Source organism: Herpetosiphonaceae bacterium (assembly GCA_036374795.1).
Classification (GTDB): domain Bacteria; phylum Chloroflexota; class Chloroflexia; order Chloroflexales; family Kallotenuaceae; genus LB3-1.
Window position 1 is genome coordinate 1 of the sequence record DASUTC010000111.1, and the last position, 17051, is coordinate 17051.

Genomic DNA, 17051 nt, shown 5'->3' on the forward strand with positions numbered 1-17051 from the left:
GGCTCCCGGCTGCGTATCGTTGCGCAGGTCGTACCAGAAGATGCGCTCGACCGAAGGATGCGCCATCGCGACGAGATACATGCGGATCATGAACGCTGCCTGCTCTGTCTCGGAGACGCCGTAGTAGCCGCGATAGGTCGACCAGCCGACCTCGGTAATCCAGACGGGCTTGTTGCCGAACTCTTGCAGCAGCGCATCGACCTGCCGCAGCTCGCCCTCGAAGTCCTGATGCTGATCGCGCCGCCAGGAAGCCGCCTCAGGCGCGCCGGGACTGTACGGATGGATCGCCAGCACGTCGAAGCTGTTCCAGCCACCGGCGTCGTGCAGCAGGCGGAGATAGGTGGGAATATCGTAATCTTCGGGCGTCGGAATATCGCTCCAGATGCTAGTAATGCCGCCGAGCACGATCACCGCGTTGGGATCGGCGGCCTTCGCGGCGGCTTTGGCAACGTCGAGCACCCGCACATAATCTTTGATTGTGTACAGGCCGCTCTCATAGCCGGAGACGCGAATGTTCGGCTCGTTCCAGATCTCCCAATACCGAATCTGCTTGCGGTCGCGGCCATAGCGCGCCACGGTCTGGTAGACGTACGTACCCCAGTCGTTGATCCACTCATCGACCGTCGGGTTTTTGCTCTTGAACCAGGCCGGATTGTAGGCCAGCAGGCCCAGCACATTGATCCCGGCATTGCTCATCCGCTCGATCGAGCGGTCGTAGTTGTAAAACCCGCTGCCGTCGCCGCCCCACACAAAGGGGCCGCCCTTCGTCCGCTGGAGCTTGTCCCAACTGATCTCCTCACGCGCCCACTGCACGCCAGCCTCACGCATCAGAGCAACCGCCGCGTCTTGCTCGTCGTCGCGAACGCGGTTGCCGAGCGTGGCGACGATGCCGAACGGCTCCGTTTTGTTGAACGCCTGCGAGACGACATCTGCGGTTGCCTCGCTTGCCAGTGCGGGCTGACTCCATGGCAGGATGCCGGAGATCAAGACTGCCACGATAAGCAGAGGTAACAGGGCTCGAATGCGCATTGGTATGTGCCTTCCTCTCTCGGTGCGCTGAATGATGTATGGTACTGCGAACGCAGCCGATTGGCTACCGTAGCCATTGATTCCAATCTTCCCACGGGGCGAAGCCATAGCGCCACCGGTGGTAATGCTGCCCGACGTTGCCCATCTCCACCTGAAAGCCGCGCGGATTGTCGGGCGTGTACGTCAGCACACGGCGTTCAAAGAGCTGGACTAAAACCGATGTATGCTTGCCGCCCACACGGGCGACCGTCCAGAAGGGCTCGCTGATCGGATAGCCGAACGCAAAGACCCAATCGTCGGGCAGTGTGGTCATGTAGCGCCAGAAGACCCCAGGAATATTATGCCCTAAGTTGGCCTCGTAGGTGCTGATGCGCGTCTCAGGCCGTGCCAGCGACCGATCTTCGCCGATCTGGCCGGCCTGATCGATCGTGGCCGTGACATCCGCGCCGACGCGCGGCTCCGCCCGCCGGTCGCCGTTCAGCGAGACAACCCCGCCAAACGCGCCATAGGCAGGAGCCGGATTCGACGGATCTGGATCGCCCGCCACGGCGACGCTCGACGGCTGGCGGTCTTCAAAGGCCGCATCGCCGACTTGAAGCTTGCCGCTGACCAGCTCTTTGACCAGCAGGCCGTTCGTCACGAACCAGCGCTCCCCGCGATTGCCGCCGGGCTGCGTGATCTCCATGCGCGATTTATCGTAGTATTCTACCAGCCGCTCGCCGCCGGGGCTATCGGCGTAGCGCTCGACGGTGGTGCGGAACGGGATCGGACCCCACAGCCAGGAGCGGCTGGCGCTGCCCTGCTGCACGGGCGCGTCGGCCCGCTGCCAGACCTCGGCAAAGGCGCGATCCGAGCGCTGCCGGGTAATGCCCAGGCTTTGGACGGAGATCGACTGGCCTGCGCCAAGCTGCACGCGCGCGCCCGGCCCGCGCTCCACCCCATCGACCGCGATCGTCGCGCCGTCGCCCACCGGCCCAAGCTGCACGGTGATCGGCTGGTCGGTGGTGACGCGGTAGGAGCGCTGGGCGGCGTCCAGGCGGATGTGGACGTTCGCGCCCTGGTAGCTCAGATCGGTGATCCCGTCGTCGTTGAGGCTCACCAGCGGCTGCGGCGCGATATGCAGCGCGTCGAGCGTCATGCGAATGCCGTAGTGACCGCCGTAGACCGCCTCGAACCACGCGGCGCTATCCCAGGTGCGCCCCCGATCGCCGCTGTCGCCCGCGCCGTAGCGCGAGCCTGCGCTGGCGGCAAATTCGAGCACGGCGGGCTGCGTGCGCTGCGTCATCGCGCGGTAGGCGTCGAGCACCAGGCCGGCATCCTCAGCATAGCCCGCGCGGGAGCGCTCAGGAACGTCCAGGCTGACGATCCACGGCGCGGCGGCGTCGAGCATCCAGTTATTAGCCGCAGGTACGACATCGCGGCGGATGCTGAGCGGATAGCCGCCGACCGTCAGCTTGGTCGGCGTCGCCGGATCGATCTGCTGGGCGCGGCTCTGGTGCAGCGCGGCAAAGAGATTGCGGTAGCGCCAGCCATCCTGCGGCCCGATCAGCCCTTCTCTGGATGCCTGAAGCACGCCGAAGGTTTCCAGAAACGAAAAGACTCGTCCGTCGGCTTTGCGCCACGCGATCGGCCAGGCCTGATCCGCCCGCCAGTAGCCTCCGGCGCGCTCCGGCAGATGAAAGCCAGCGCGCAGCTTGTCGGCCATGCGGTTGTAGCGCTCGCCGTCTCGCCCGATCCAGCGTTCAAGATCGGCCATGGCGCGGTATGCGCCGTAGAACTTCGCCAGCGCGTAGGTATGCATCACGCTGTTCTCGACCGTATCGTAGTAGCCGTACGGAAAAATATCGCGGTCGGGCAGCCCATCGCCGCTGCTGTCCAGGCGCTCGATCCAGCCCGCGATGCGCTCCAGCGTTGCGATGTTTTGCGCCACGAAGGCCCGATCGCCGCTTTTGGCCGCGTAGGTGTAGGCCGCGCTGATCAGATTGGGCATCGCGTCCCACGCCTGCCGATTTTCGCTGCGCTGCTGCACCACATCGACGTTCTCCGGCACGACGCCGCTGCTGTCGGTAGCATCGAGGAAAAACTGAATATTCTCGCGAAAGACGCTCATATCGGCCAGGATGTAGCTATAGCCGCCGATCGCATAGTCGAGATCGCGCGCCCAGGTGGTGGTGGTGTAGTTGCGCTGGCTGGCGCGCAGCACCCGCCGCCCGTCGGACGTGGCGATGATGTTGGCGGCATAGCCGTTGGTCAGCAGCAGCTCCTCGGTCTGAAGATCGAAGCGGCTGTTGGCGACGTTGAAGCGCGCTCGCGCCTGAAGCCCCGGCATAAGCACACTCCCCATCACAAAGACGATCAGGGCAAGAACGATGCGATAGTATTTGGGCATGATGCTCTTTACAAGAATGTTGGCTGCGAGCGCTGTCTCCTCGCCGGTACTCGCAGCTCGCTCGTGCCGTAGAGCGCGGTCGCGGCTGCGATGCCGACGAGACTAACGATCAGAGCCGGATTATACAGGTACGGCCACAACACCGGATTGAACAGCATAAAGCCTAGATAGGCCGCCGTCGCATGTCCGTTGAGCGCGCTGGCCTGCGCGCCGCGTCGCCAGTAGACTACCGCAATCACGCCGACGATCACCGCCTGGATCGGCTTGAGCCAGCCTTCGGTGCCGCGCGACCAGAACTCGCCGCTGAAGCCGGTGATCACCGACCAGATGTGCGGATCGGTTTCGTTCCACTTCTGGCGCGGCCAGCCCTCGATCGCGTTGAACCAGTCGTAGGTGCCCATCACAAAATCCTGGGGCGACCACAGCAGGAACGGCAGGATCAGCGCGCCCGCGACGACCGCGCTGAGCGCCAGCAAGCGTAGCGTCTGCTGCCAACCGTAGCGCCGGAGCCAGTAGAGCGCGATGAACACTCCGAAGACCGTCACCAGCGGCGTTCCCGCCGCCGTAACGCCCAGCGCGAGAGCAGCCGCCCGCTCGCGTTGGGCCAGCACCAGCGCCAACGTGACGGCTAGCAGCAGCCAGGTGATCGGCGCGGTATTGCCGGTATCCCAGTGGATCACGCTTGGCTGCACAAAGAGCCAGGCCCACAAAAAGAGCGTCGGCTCGTGTCGCCAGGCCGCGTGCCAGCCGCCCCGCCGCGCGCTCAGGCACAGCAGCGCCCCGGCGATGCCTATCTCGGCGGCTATATTTGTCCAACGTAGATCAATCCCCAGCAGATACGCCGGTAGATATGATAGCCAGGTGATAGGAAAATAGGTCAGCGGCACGTCCCAGGGCATATGATACAGCCGGTAGGGGCTGCGTCCGGCAAGCAGATTGTCGATCGCGCCCAGAACCAGCGGCAGCATATCGCCGTTCTCCGGCCTGATGTCAAGGTGCTCCATATGAATCAGCCGGACGATGACGCCGAGCACGAGCGCGGCGACGGCAATCCACCCAGCGCTGGTACGGTTCAAGGCCAGCAGCGCGATCACACCGCCGATCAGCAGCACAAATCGCTCTGGCGTCCAGCCTCCATCCTGCGGCACGAACGCTGCGACATCCAGCACTGCGGGGACAAAGCCCGCGATCGGCAGGAGCGCGAGCCAGTGTTGTGGCACGCTATGTGGTGCGAGCACAGCGCCGCGTGTGGACGCGGGGACAAGCCAGACGATCGCGAGCGCTGCCAGCGCTGCCGCTGCTACCGACGGCAGCGTGTAGACGTGCTTTGCGCCCGCTATATCCAGCACCAGCGCCATAGCGATCCAGGCCCAGATGCTGTATTTACGTGAAACGTTGCTTGTGGTCAAACTTGGTCCCCGGATGAAAGTATAGAAAAGTAGATAGTCAGCGTCAATGCGTGAGAGATGACGAAACTGTGACACAAGACGACGCCCTCGCTGGGGCGTCACGTCCGACCGTAGTATAGTTCGAGAGGATTTTGCAGGCAAATCGGCGGCGAATTTTGGAGCATATCGTGATACACTGATATGCGCATACTGTTGTATGAATCAGTGGATGGCGGAGGAACAGGAATGCAGCGAACAACGCCTGCGGCGCCTATACAACGTGGACAATCGGGTGGTCAGCCTCAGGCGCGGCGCTCCCAAACATTCCGTGCGCTACAGCATCGCAATTTTCGATTGTTTTGGTACGGCCAGCTTATCTCGCTGATCGGGACGTGGATGCAGCAGGTTGCCCAGCAATGGCTGGTCTATCGCATCACCGACTCGGCCTCGAAGCTGAGTATTGTCGCGGCGGCATCGACGCTGCCGGTGCTCTTTTTATCGCTCTGGGCGGGCGTGCTCGTCGATCGCTTTCCCAAGCGGAAAGTGATCATGGCGACCCAAACCTCGGCGATGATTCTGGCGTTCATCCTGGCGGGGCTGGTCTTTTCGGGCCTGGTGCAGTTCTGGCACGTGGTGGTTCTGGCGACGCTCCTGGGGATCGTCAACGCGGTCGATATGCCCGCGCGTCAATCGTTCGTGCCCGAAATGGTCAGCAAAGAAGATCTGGGCAACGCCATCGCGCTCAACTCGTCGATCTTCAACGCCGCGCGGGTGATCGGCCCGGCGGTGGCGGGGCTGCTCGTAGCGGCGGTGGGCGAGGCCACAGCGTTTACGATCAACGCCGTGTCATATCTGGCGGTGATCGCGAGCCTGCTGCTGATGAGCGTGCCGCCGTTTGCGGCGAATACCACGCTGCGCACGCCCTTCGTCGATCTGCTGGATGGCCTGCGCTATGTGCGGCGCGACCCGCTGAAGCGCGTGCTGCTCGGCGCGCTGACGGTGCATAGTATCTTCGGCACGCTGCATATCACGCTGATGCCGGTCTTCGCGCGCGATGTGTTTATCGTGCGGGGGATTCCGGTGCTGCAAGATGCCGAGGCGCGGCTGGGCCTGCTCTCGGCGAGCTTCGGCCTGGGCGCGCTGATCGCCGCGATTGCGCTGGCCTCGGTTGGGGAGCGCACACGACCGGGCGGGCGGATCACGACGGGGCTGTTTGTCTACCCGATCGCGTTTCTGCTCTTCTCGTTCGCGCCCTCGTTCTGGCTGGCGCTGCCGCTGCTGATGCTGGGCGGCTGGGCGATGATCACGCTGCTGGCGACGACCAATACCGTTATGCAGACCACGACGCCCGATACGCTGCGTGGCCGCGTGATGAGCCTGTATACGCTGACGCTGGTCGGATTGATGCCCTTCGGCCATCTGCTGGCCGGGTTTCTGGCCGAGCGCCTGGGCAGCGCGCCGCTGGCCGTTCGAGCGGGCCAGGTGGTGGTGCTGCTGACGGCGATTGCGGTGTTCGTGTTCGCGCCACGGGTGCGAGGGATAGAGTAGAACAACGGAACAAGGGAACAAAGGAGTTGAAGCGCTTGTTCTTTCGTGGTTTGTTCTTTGTTCTCTGTTCTTTGTTCTCCAAAATGTTACAATCCTCAGCGAAGTGATCTCGCTTGAGTGAGGAGCGCATGTTCTTAATCGTGGGCCTGGGCAACCCTGGCGAGCAGTACGCCCAAAATCGACATAACGTGGGATTCCAGTGTGTGAAATACCTGGCGGATCGGCATGGCCTGAGCTTCAACGAGAAGCAGCACAAGGCGCGGATCGCGACGGGCATGATTCGCGGGCAGCGCGTGGTGCTCGCCAAGCCGTTCACCTACATGAACGATAGCGGCCAGTCGGTGGCGGCGCTGGGGCGCTGGTACAAGCTTGATCCCGGCTCGGAGCTACTGGTGATCTACGACGATCTCGACCTGCCGTTTGGGACGATCCGCCTGCGCGCAAGCGGCAGCGCGGGCGGTCAGAACGGCATGAAGTCGATCATCCAATTGCTGGGAACTCAAGACATTCCGCGCGTGCGGGTGGGCATCGGGCGGCCTCCAGAGGGCTGGCAGGCTAAGGACTACGTGCTGAACAACTGGAGCCGCGAGCAGACGGAGCACTTGCCGTCGCTCTATGCGCGCGTGGCCGATGCCGCGGAGACGTTTCTCACCGAGGGGATCACGCTGGCGATGACGCGCTTCAACGCCGGAGAGCAGGCCGAGCAAAAGAAAAAGCGTCCGGCTCCGCAGCCCGATGTCGAGCCGCAAGCTCCGCCCGTCGTGCCGAGCGCCGAGCATTAAGCGCGGGCCGGGCGCGCTGTGGTCTTCCGTCCTCGTCAGCGACGGGCGCGCACCATGAGCACGATGATAATGATCGCGGCCAGGAACATGCTTCCGCCAATGATCAGCAGGCCAAACACCATGATTTCCACACTCCTTTCTCAGATCTTTCCGACGCCTTTACGCGCCGCTAGCCCATGTCGATATGCGGCGGTAGCCCACCCCGGCGCTGCTGGATCGCGAGGCTGACCTTGCCCAGGACATAGTTAATCACAAAGTAGATCAGCGCGGTCACGTACAGCACGGCCATCGGGCTATAGCCAGGCTGCTGATAGATAATCTGAGCAGCTTTCTGGAGCTCGACAAAGCCGACGACGTAGCCCAGCGATGTATCTTTGACCAGCGTGGTAAACTGCGCGATCAGTGGTGGAAGAATGCGCCTGAAGGTCTGCGGCAAGATCACCAGCCGCATCATCTGCGCGTAGCTCATCCCCAGCGAGCGCGCGGCCTCGAACTGGCCGCGATCCAGCGAGGCCATGCCGGAGCGGATCAGCTCCGCGTTGACCACGGCTGTGTACAACGTCAGCGCGACGACCACCGCCTGCCCCTGCGACGAGAAGAGCGCCCCGAACAGCGTTTTCATCGCGCCGCTCAGGCTCATCCGCTCAAGACCGATGCCGGGAAACTGTCGGCTCACGTACACGATCACCAGCAGGACCGGCACAGCGCGAATGCCTTCGATCACGACCGTCGAGAGATAGTGCTGTGGCGTGCCTCTGGCGAAGCGCGCCAGCGCCAGCAGCGTCGCCAGCGGAAGGCTCAGCAGAATCGCGACAAGCGAGGCGGTGATCGTCGCGATGGCTCCCAGGCTGATAAAGCGGAGAATGCCGAACTGAAAGACATTCGCAAAATCTTCAGGTCCCAGGCCAAAGACCAGCGGAAAAAGAACTACCACGACGATCGCGGCAAGCAGCCGGCCAAAGCGCCTGGTCAGCCGTGAGACAACGACGGTGCTGCTTGGTCGGGTTGGGAGCGATGTTGTTGCCATGCTGATCCCCTCTTCCAAGTTCCAAGTTCTGAGTTCTGAGTTTCCGGTTCTTTGAACGATAGACGTGGCTCTTGATTCTCTGTTTGTTCCCTTGTTCTCTCATCACCCGGCCTGACGGGCCCTTGTTCTTCACCCAACGGGCTACCGCAGGATTCGCAGGCGGCGCTCGGTGTAGTTCACCAGCAAGCCCAGCGGAATATTCACCGCGACATAGATCATGCCGATAATCAAAAATATATTTGGATTGAACGTGCGACCTTCGACGATACCCGCCTGGTAGAACAGCTCGCCGACGACGATCGTGCTGGCGATCGATGTGTTCTTGAGCAGCGCGATCAGCAGCGTGCCCAGCGGCGGAATCGCCACGCTGAACGCCTGCGGCAGCAGCACCAGCCGCAACATCTGCGTAAAGCTCAGGCCCAGCGAGCGCGCCGCTTCGATCTGACCGCGCCCGACCGCATAGATTCCGCTGCGGATGATCTCGGCCACATACGCCGCCGTGTAGAGGCCCAGGCCCCAGGTCGCGGTCGAGAACGGCGAGAGCCTGATCGGCAACACCTGTGATCGGGATAATCCAAAGTACATGAAGAAGAGCACGGTCAAGATCGGAATGTTGCGGAAAAACTCGATGTAGCCTGCCGCCGCCTCGCGGAGCACCGTGTTCGAGCCGACCCGCAGCACGCCGAGCACGGTGCCGAAGATCAGCGCGACGATCGTGCTGGTCGCGGTCAGCGCCAGGGTGATGAGCAGGCCGTTAACGATGAGCTGGATGCTTTCTGCCGACATCCTTACCCTCCAACTGCACAAGAGGGGAGAGCACACTGCTCTCCCCCTTCACGAATACAGGCGCGGCGGCTACTTGACTTCGCGCCAATCCTGCGGCGGCACGTCGGGCACGTTCTGCTCAGGGATGAACTGCTTGTAGATCTCGGCCCAGCGTCCGCTCTGTTTGATGTCGCGCAGCGTGGCGTTGATCGCCTCCAGCAGCTCGGCGTTGCCCTTCTTGACGCCGATCGCGTACGGCTCTTTGGTGAACTGCCCGCCGACTACCTTGAGCTGGTCGGGGTTCTGGGTCTGGAAGCCGTAGAGGATGATGTCGTCGGTCGTCACGGCGTCGGCACGGCCAGAGAGCAGCGCCTGCACGCCGTCGGCGTAGGTGTCGTAGAGATCGATCTTGGCCTCCGGCGCTTTGGCGGTGATGTTCTTCTCCGAGGTCGAGCCTTTGGCGGTCGCGACGGTCTTGCCCTTGAGGCTGTCGATGCCCTGGATGTCGCTGTCTTTCTTCACCAGCAGCGATTGCCCGGCGACATAGTAGGTGTCCGAGAAATCGATCTGCTGGGCGCGCTCTTCGTTGGCGGTCATGGTCGCAACGACCATATCGACCGTGCCGTCGTTCAGGTAGGGAATGCGGTTCTTGCTGATCGATTCCTTGAACTCGATCGCGTTGGGATCGCCAAAGATACGCTTGGCGATCTCGCGGGCGATCTCCACGTCGAAGCCCTCGACCTGATTGGTCGTCGGGTTGAGGAAGCCGAAGCCCGGCTGGTCGTACTTGACGCCGACGATCAGCTTGCCGCGATCCTGAATTGCGCGCAGCGCGGTGCCTTCGGCTGCCTTCTCCATCGCTTTGCCGCCAGCGGCTCCCGAAGCTGCGGGCGCTCCCGACGCGGCAGGCGAGCTGCCGGTGCTGTCGGTCTGGCCGGTCGACTGCCCACAGGCCGATAGGATCAGCGCCAGTGTGAGCGTCAGAGCCATAAGAAATCTGCGGTACATCTGCGTTTTCTCCATTCGTAAAGAAGTGGATCGGTGAGGCCAATTCTAATCGTTGGCGGTCAGGCGTGTCAATCGCGATTTCTGCCCCGACAGACGAGGTGGTCTAGCGCTCGTCATGCGTGCGGCGAACCAGCGCCCACGCGCCGGGCAGCACAAGCGCCGCAATGGCGATCTTGAGCAGATCGCCGGGCAGGAAGGGATACACGCCCGCCCACATCAGCGAGATGTTGCCCAGGATGCCTTTGTAGAGGCCGAGCCACGACGCGCCGATCAGGTAGATCACGAGGTTGCCGATCAGCATTGCCAGCGCCGCCAGATGCAAGCGCCGATCCCATCCGCGCTCGGCCAGCAGCCCGATGATGCCCGCTGCCAGCGGATACGAGAGCAGGTAGCCGCCCGTCGGGCCGAGGATGCGCGCGAAACCGGCAGCGCCACCGGCAAAGACCGGCAGGCCGATCGCGCCTTCGAGCACGTAGAGCAGCAGCGCCAGCGCGCCGCGTCGGCTGCCGAGCGCCGCGCCGGTGAGCAGCACGCCGAGCGTCTGGCCGGTGATCGGCACGGGCGTGAACGGCAGCGGGATCGTGATCTGGGCGGTGAGCGCGACAAAGCCGCTGAAGAGCACGATCAGCAGCGCGTCGGTGAGCCAGGTGCGGGCTGCGCGCCGCTCAAGCAGCGCGTCGGTGAGCGTCTGTGGCTGATTGATCACAGATGATGACATGGTATCCTCCTTGAGGCGGATGGTGTACATGAGCGTCCATAGCGGAGCCGCACTACGGTAGGCCAAAATCGGCAAATCGTCAACCGAGTTGCGCCGGAGCCGTAAGTCGGCGATACTTGCTCCGAGTTCCAAGTTCAGAGTTCCAAGTTCCAAGTTTCGGTTTGGCTCTTGGTTCTCCCTTGTTCCCTTGTTGAGGTGCCTGTATGACGCTTGTCGCTCCGTCCTCGGCTACCCATTCAGCAGCGATTCTATCGCCAACCGAGCGCGCGACGCTGACCGCCGCATGTGATGCGCTGCTGCCGTCGTTGTCGGCGGGGCCGGACGAGCACGCCGATCTCTTCATGCGCAGCGCCGCCGAGCTAGACATCGCGACGGCGATCGAGCGGGCGCTTACGACGTTCGATCGCGGGCAGCAGGCCGAGTTCAAGCGTCTGCTGCGCGTTCTCGATCAGCCACTCGTCAACGGCGTGCTGATCGGCAGGCGGGCACGCTTCAGGGACCTGGCGCTGCCTGAGCGCGAGCGCGTGCTCCAATCGCTGGCGACGCATCGCTGGTCGCTGCTGCGCACGGGATTTCAGGTGCTCAAGCGCCTGGCGACCTTTCTGTTCTACAGCGTGATCGATGAGAGCGGGCTTAATCCCACCTGGGCCGCGATCGGCTACACGCCATCGCCGAATCCGCCCGCGATCCGGCCAGCGCTCACGCTGACGACGATCGACCGTCCGACGACGCTTGAGTGCGATGTCTGCGTGATCGGCTCCGGGGCGGGCGGCAGCGTGGTCGCGGCGGAGCTGGCGGCGGCCAACAAACGGGTGATCGTGCTTGAGGCGGGCGGCGGGCAGCAAGCGCCCGATTTCGACCAGCGCGAGCTCGTGGGCATGGAGCGGCTGTACCTCGATCGCGGCATGATCGCCACCCGCGATCTTGGCGTGGCGATCCTGGCGGGCGCGACCCTCGGCGGCGGCACGGCGGTCAACTGGCAGACCTCGCTGCGCACGCCGCCCGCGATCCGCGACGAGTGGGCGGCGCGATCGGGCTGCGCGCACTTCGGCGACGAGAGCTTCACGCGCTCGCTGGATGCCGTCACCGCGCGGCTGAACGTCGGCGAGTCCGAGAGCGTGGTCAATCGCAACAACGCCACGCTGCGCGACGGCTGCGACACGCTCGGCTATCGCTGGCAGACGTTGCCGCGCAATGCCCGCGATTGCGATCCGGCCCAGTGCGGCTACTGTGTCTATGGCTGTCGTCACGGCGGCAAACAGTCGACGGCTGTCACCTATCTCCACGACGCGCAGCGCCTCGGCGATACGACGATTGTGCCGCGCTGCCGGGCAGATCGGATCACGCTCGCCAATGGGCACGTGACGGGCGTGATCGCCACCGCGACCGACGCCGCGCAGCGCACCTATGCGGTTCAGGTTCGCGCGTCTGTCGTGGTCGTGGCGGCGGGCGCGCTCCACTCGCCGCTGATCCTGATGCGCTCCGGCCTCAAGCTTCCAGCGCTTGGCCGCAACCTGTTTTTGCACCCGACGACCGCCGTATCGGGGACGTACAGCCAGCGGATCGAGCTGTGGGACGGCCCGCCGCAGACGATCCTGTGCAACGAGTTTGCAGAGCTATCGGGCCGCTACGGCTTTCGGCTTGAGACGGCTCCGGCGCATCCCGGCCTGCTGGCGATGGCAACGCCCTGGTTCAGCGCGCGCGATCATCGGCGGCAGATGCAGGCGACAGCCTATAAAAGCGCGGCGATCGTGCTGGTGCGCGATCAGGTCGGCGGTCGCGTGCAGCCTGGACGCTCTGGACGGCCCGTGGTTACGTATCGTCCGGGGCCGCAGGAGCGCGCGCATCTTCAGCGGGGCGTGCAGGAGGCCGTGCGGATTCACCTGGCGGCGGGCGCTCACGAGGTGCTGACGCTCCACGCGCGGCAGCAGCTCTTTCGGCGCGGGGCGGAATCTTCGTCCGCCGCGATCGATGCCTTTTGCGCTGAGCTTGCCCGGCAGATGGTCGATCGCAACTGGCTAACGCTCTTCAGCGCGCACCAGATGGGCACCTGCCGCATGGGCCGCGATCCGCGCACGGCGGTCTGCGATGCCGACGGCGCGGTCTTTGGCGTGCGCGGGCTGTTTGTCGCCGATGCCAGCGCCTTCCCGGCCTCCTCCGGCGTCAACCCGATGATCACGATCATGGCGCTGGCGCATCACACCGCGCAGCGGATCAAGGCGTACTGATCAACGCGCGCTGCTGGCTCTCCCACGCGGTACAATGCACCCGCAACGAGATGATGGGGGCGTGGATAGGAATCGTGAAGCGTAAACTGCGGGTGCTGCTGCTGCAACTGCCGGTGCCGAACAATCCGGCGCTCAATGTGCCGCTGGCGCTGGGCTACCTGAAGGCCTACGCCTACGCGCAGGGCTTGCTCGATCGGGCCGCGATCGAGATCTTGCCGCGCGCGCTGGCCGATCACGCCGGCGACGCGCTGCTGGTCGACGAGATCGTCGCGCGCCAGCCTGATATGCTGGGTATCTCGCTCTATACCTGGAACAGCGAGCGCAGCCTGGAAGTTGCGCGGCGGGTCAAGGAGCGCCTGCCGCAGCTTCAGGTAGTCGTCGGCGGGGCCGAGGTGCAGCGCGATAACCTGTGGGTTTTGGAGCATGCCGCCGTGGATGTCGCGGTGATCGGCGAGGGCGAGCAGACCTTTGCCGATCTGTTGCGGCTCTGGTGCGGCCCGGCGCTGACGGATCAGCCCGACACGCTGCTGCTCAACAGCACGTCCGCCGCCGATCCGCTGGCGCAGATTCCCGGCCTGGCCTACCGCTACCAGAGCGCGCTGCGCTTCACCGCCGAGCGGGTGGCCTTGAGCGATCTGTCGGTGATTCCGTCGCCGTATCTGCTCGGCTACCTCGAAATGCCGCCCAACAGCATGCTGATGGTCGAGGTTTCGCGCTGGTGCCCGTACGCCTGTAGCTTTTGTTTGTACGGGCGCAACATGGGCACCAAGCTCGGCAATCGCTACTTTGGCCTGGATCGCGTGCTGGCCGAGATCGCCTGGGGCCGCGAGCACGGCTTGAGCCGCACGCATTTTATCGAGGCCAATCTGAATCTTGTGCCGCTCTTCTGGCCGCTGATGCGCGCGCTTGAGGATCTGAATGCCGATCGGCGGATGACCTTCTACGCCGAGCTGCGCGGCGAGCATCTGACCGACGAGGTCGTCGCGGCGCTCGATCGCTGCAACGTGCGCTATGTCGAGGTTGGGCTGCAAACCGCGCATCTTGCGGCGCTGCACGCCAGCCATCGCCGGACCAATCTGGAAAAGTGGGCGGCAGGCACGCGGCGGCTCTACGCCCACGGCATCGAGGTGTATCTCGATGTGATCCTGGGATTGCCCGCCGACAATCCCGCAGGAGTACGCGAAACCCTGGATTTTTTGCGGCGCGAGTCGCTCGGCCCGTACGATGTGTTTACGCTTCAGGCCTTGCCCGGCACCGCTGTGCGCCAGCAGGCCGCGCAGTACGAGCTGCGCTTTCAGGAGCGTCCGCCCTACTACGTGCTGCACACCGATCAGTTTACCTACGCCGAGCTGCGCCAGCTTCGCCGCGCGCTCAAGCTGGGCGTCGACCTGCCGCCCGATGCGGTCGAGGGCATGCCGCCGCCGCGCCAGGATGCGCTGCTCCGCCCCGAATCGACGCAGCTCTCGGCGCCGATCGATCGCCTGTGGCTGCCGATGAACGATCGTGAGCCAACCAACGCTGCGGCCCGGCTGGCGCGGCATGTGGATGTTGTGGCGCGGCATGATGATCTGAAGCGGATCACGCCGCTGCTGGCCTCGTGGATCGCGCACAATCCCGCGACGATCTTCGATCTGTATCTGCTCTGCTCCGACGATCCGCCCGCTCCCGCGATGCTTCAGGCATGGCGCGCGGCGCTACCCTACCAGCCGGGCTACCTCGATCGGGTCGCGGTCTATCTGGACGAGTCGCCCGATAGTGGGCACCGTCGCATCAGCCCGCGCTGCCTGCTGGCGCTGCCCTGGACCGCCACCGTCGATCCCGATCTGTACGCGGGCGTGGCCGAGGTGATCTGGCGCTTCGATCTCTCCGCCGACGAGCCGGTGCCTTTCGGCGCGTGGTACGCCGCAGGCGGGATCGGGATCTGGCTGCACTTCGCCGCCGATTGCGGATCGGCGTATCGTGAGGCCGTGATGGAGCAGGTGCGCCCGTGGGAGCGCGAAACCGGGCGCGTGGTGTGGCTTGCCGAGGCCGTGCCCGCGCTAGCGTAGGCGCGCCAGCAGCACGGCTCCGCTGGTGGAGGCCGCCACGAGCGCGAAAGCCACGACGAGCCAGGGCTGCCAGCCGATCCACCACTCCGATCGGCCACGCCACCAGCGGTCGAGTGCGGCCAGCGGCAGCAGCAGGCAGGCAAAGCCCTCCAGGGCCATCACGGTCGGCGTCTCGTTGTGGGCGGGAAGCGCCGCAGCCAGCAGCAGCCCCATGTGCGCGACGCGCCGCAGCGCCGACAGCGTGCCGAGTGTGTATCGATCGCGCCACGGTCCCAGGCCGAGCAGCGGCGGCAGCGTACTGGCCCAGCCGACGATCCCCAGCCAGTGCAGCCATCCGCCGCTGCGGTTGATCTCATGCACCACCAGCGATCCGGCGGCCTGTCCCAGGAGCGCGATGCTTAGCGCCAGCAGGGGATAGACGTTCAGCAGCGGCGCAAGCTGTGCCGCGATCTCGTCGGGGGCGCGATCGGGTGTTGAGATGATGCTCGTCCAGTGCGGCAGCTCGATCAGCGCGAGCAAGACGAGCAGATCGAGCGCGTAGGGCCAGCCCGTCTGCGGCAGCGGCAGCAGCGCGATCGTCAGCAGCCAGGCCGCCGCGATGATGATCTCGCGTCCGCGTAAGCGCTCCGCTCCGCGCCGGAGGTTGCGCCGATCTTCGAGCAGCAGGCGCGCGAGCAGCAGCGCGACCAGCGCGGCCAGGCCGCCCGGGTAGAGCAGCAGGAGCCGCCAGTTCCGCCCCAGCAGCGCGATCAGCTCATCCACGCTCTTTCGGCCCCCCGATCCACCAGACTTGCTGGCGCATCTGCTCCCACAGCGCCGCCGATCGCGGCGGGGATTGCTCGTCGCCCTCCCCGTCCAGCCTCACCCAGCCGAAGACTCGTGCGAGCATCCAGACCAGCGCCGCGACGACCAGCGCCAGCACGGCGACGGCGATCGAGGGCAGCACCGCCACGCGGCGATGGCCCGCATCCAGCGCGGCCATGCCTACCCACGGCCAGATGTCGAGCAGGCCAAACGGGGTTAGCCCGCCCTGCAACGGCTCGATCGCGGGCACGATCAGCCAGCGCAGCGGTAGCGGCGCGAGCAAGCCCAGCAGAATCGTGAGGCCGATCGCGAAGGTTGCGGTGATTCCGGGCTGCCACGCTGCCGCCGTCTCTGCCCTGAGCCGCAGGATCGCGATCCCGACGAAGAGCATCGCCAGCCAGAGCACGCCGCTCAGCAGAAACGCCCCGCTGGCTGCGGTCGCGCCCTGCGCGAGCCAGCCCGCGACAAACGCTGCCGATGGCGGCACGGGCGCTGCCCACCAGATCCGGCGATCCGCCTGCGCCAGCAAGCCGACGCCGAGCGCGTACGCCAGCACCAGCCACAGCGCGCTGGCGACTCCAACGGTTGTGAGCAGCCCGACACACGCCAGCGCCATGCCCAGCCACGTCCCAAGGATGTGCTCGATGCGCTGCTCACGGTCGGCTATCCACAAGGCGCTACCGCTCGACCACAGCGCACTAGCGCCGCCCAGCAGCAGGACGGCAAGCGACCAGCCGCTATTCCACGGTCCCCATTCGATCGTGCGGATCAGCGGAAGCAGCCAGATCGGCTGGAGCGCCTGCCGCAGCGCATCAGGCCGCTGGCTCAGCACCGCGATCGGGTAGCTGTTCAGCCCAATCGCGCAGGCCGCCAGCAGCAGCAAAAACGACTGCGAGGTGATCGCTGTGGCTGTGGTGGGAGCCGACCACGTGGTTCCTCCTGCCAGCGCCACAAGGCCAAGGCCAGCGCTCAGCAGCGCGCCCGCCAGAAGCCAGCGCCAGCTCCAGAGTAGGGCGCTCACGCCGATCAAAGCCAGCGGCAGGAGCAGCAGATGCTCGCCGGGGAGCGCTCCGAGCAGCAGCAGCGCCGCCAGCGCGCGCAGTGTGTCGCGCCAGCCCAGCGGCAGCAGCGCGACGCCGAGCGTGAGGCCGACGATCAGGCAGAGCGTGAGCGCGTCGAGCCGCCAGGGCAGCGGCCACGTTCCACGCAGCGGCGCTTCGACTATCTGCGGCACGAAGCGTAGCAGCCATAGCCCGCCAAGCAGCGGGAGCATCCGTAGTCCATGTTGCAGCGTGCGGGTCATGGTGCCTGCTCCGG

The 17051-nt window shown here is 64.9% G+C and carries 13 protein-coding genes; 4 read left to right on the forward strand and 9 right to left on the reverse strand.

Features of this window, described 5'->3' with window-relative positions:
* The 3 genes from VFZ66_07410 to VFZ66_07420 form a co-directional block, all read right to left on the reverse strand.
* A partial coding sequence (locus VFZ66_07410; GenBank protein HEX6289001.1) for a glycosyl hydrolase occupies positions 1-1029 on the reverse strand: 1029 nt, incomplete at its 3' end.
* Between the two features lie 64 nt (positions 1030-1093).
* The gene (locus VFZ66_07415) at positions 1094-3418 is read right to left on the reverse strand and encodes a hypothetical protein (protein ID HEX6289002.1); all 2325 of its coding nucleotides are present in this window, start codon (positions 3416-3418) and stop codon (positions 1094-1096) included.
* A gap of 8 nt (positions 3419-3426) precedes the next feature.
* The gene (locus VFZ66_07420; protein ID HEX6289003.1) at positions 3427-4776 is read right to left on the reverse strand and encodes a glycosyltransferase 87 family protein; all 1350 of its coding nucleotides are present in this window, start codon (positions 4774-4776) and stop codon (positions 3427-3429) included.
* Positions 4777-5052: 276 nt separating this feature from the next.
* Here VFZ66_07420 and VFZ66_07425 point away from each other — a divergent pair, with 276 nt between their 5' ends.
* On the forward strand, positions 5053-6354 hold the full coding sequence (locus tag VFZ66_07425; protein HEX6289004.1) for an MFS transporter: 1302 nt from the start codon (positions 5053-5055) through the stop codon (positions 6352-6354).
* A 128-nt stretch (positions 6355-6482) separates the two neighbouring features.
* The gene (gene pth, locus VFZ66_07430) at positions 6483-7136 is read left to right on the forward strand and encodes an aminoacyl-tRNA hydrolase (protein ID HEX6289005.1); all 654 of its coding nucleotides are present in this window, start codon (positions 6483-6485) and stop codon (positions 7134-7136) included.
* Between the two features lie 169 nt (positions 7137-7305).
* On the opposite strand, the gene VFZ66_07435 is transcribed toward pth, so the two are convergent.
* The 4 genes from VFZ66_07435 to VFZ66_07450 all read right to left on the reverse strand — a co-directional run bounded on the left by VFZ66_07435 (position 7306) and on the right by VFZ66_07450 (position 10654).
* Entirely contained in the window at positions 7306-8163 is an 858-nt protein-coding gene (locus VFZ66_07435) for an amino acid ABC transporter permease (GenBank protein HEX6289006.1), read from the reverse strand.
* Positions 8164-8304: 141 nt separating this feature from the next.
* On the reverse strand, positions 8305-8949 hold the full coding sequence (locus VFZ66_07440) for an amino acid ABC transporter permease (GenBank protein HEX6289007.1): 645 nt from the start codon (positions 8947-8949) through the stop codon (positions 8305-8307).
* 69 nt (positions 8950-9018) lie between these two features.
* Positions 9019-9936, reverse strand: a complete 918-nt coding sequence (locus VFZ66_07445; GenBank protein ID HEX6289008.1) for a glutamate ABC transporter substrate-binding protein — start codon at positions 9934-9936, stop codon at positions 9019-9021.
* Between the two features lie 103 nt (positions 9937-10039).
* On the reverse strand, positions 10040-10654 hold the full coding sequence (locus VFZ66_07450; protein HEX6289009.1) for a biotin transporter BioY: 615 nt from the start codon (positions 10652-10654) through the stop codon (positions 10040-10042).
* A 203-nt stretch (positions 10655-10857) separates the two neighbouring features.
* On the opposite strand from VFZ66_07450, the gene VFZ66_07455 reads away from it, so the two are divergent.
* Both VFZ66_07455 and VFZ66_07460 read left to right on the forward strand, forming a co-directional pair.
* Complete coding sequence (locus tag VFZ66_07455; GenBank protein ID HEX6289010.1) at positions 10858-12882, forward strand: GMC family oxidoreductase N-terminal domain-containing protein; 2025 nt, start codon at positions 10858-10860, stop codon at positions 12880-12882.
* Between the two features lie 74 nt (positions 12883-12956).
* Entirely contained in the window at positions 12957-14930 is a 1974-nt protein-coding gene (locus VFZ66_07460; GenBank protein ID HEX6289011.1) for a radical SAM protein, read from the forward strand.
* Here the strand turns inward: VFZ66_07460 and VFZ66_07465 are convergent.
* Both VFZ66_07465 and VFZ66_07470 read right to left on the reverse strand, forming a co-directional pair.
* Entirely contained in the window at positions 14922-15692 is a 771-nt protein-coding gene (locus VFZ66_07465; protein HEX6289012.1) for a hypothetical protein, read from the reverse strand. The genes VFZ66_07460 and VFZ66_07465 overlap by 9 nt on opposite strands.
* Positions 15685-17051: hypothetical protein (locus VFZ66_07470; GenBank protein HEX6289013.1), on the reverse strand; the 1367-nt coding region annotated here is incomplete at its 5' end. The genes VFZ66_07470 and VFZ66_07465, both read right to left, overlap by 8 nt.

Excerpts from the sequence above, each read along its gene's own strand:
- VFZ66_07455 (HEX6289010.1), top strand. The coding sequence starts at position 10,858 with ATGACGCTTGTCGCTCCGTCCTCGGCTACCCATTCAGCAGCGATTCTA.
- VFZ66_07450 (HEX6289009.1), bottom strand. The coding sequence starts at position 10,654 with ATGTCATCATCTGTGATCAATCAGCCACAGACGCTCACCGACGCGCTG.
- pth (HEX6289005.1), top strand. The coding sequence starts at position 6,483 with ATGTTCTTAATCGTGGGCCTGGGCAACCCTGGCGAGCAGTACGCCCAA.
- VFZ66_07420 (HEX6289003.1), bottom strand. The coding sequence starts at position 4,776 with ATGGCGCTGGTGCTGGATATAGCGGGCGCAAAGCACGTCTACACGCTG.
- VFZ66_07440 (HEX6289007.1), bottom strand. The coding sequence starts at position 8,949 with ATGTCGGCAGAAAGCATCCAGCTCATCGTTAACGGCCTGCTCATCACC.
- VFZ66_07415 (HEX6289002.1), bottom strand. The coding sequence starts at position 3,418 with ATGCCCAAATACTATCGCATCGTTCTTGCCCTGATCGTCTTTGTGATG.
- VFZ66_07425 (HEX6289004.1), top strand. The coding sequence starts at position 5,053 with ATGCAGCGAACAACGCCTGCGGCGCCTATACAACGTGGACAATCGGGT.
- VFZ66_07435 (HEX6289006.1), bottom strand. The coding sequence starts at position 8,163 with ATGGCAACAACATCGCTCCCAACCCGACCAAGCAGCACCGTCGTTGTC.
- VFZ66_07445 (HEX6289008.1), bottom strand. The coding sequence starts at position 9,936 with ATGTACCGCAGATTTCTTATGGCTCTGACGCTCACACTGGCGCTGATC.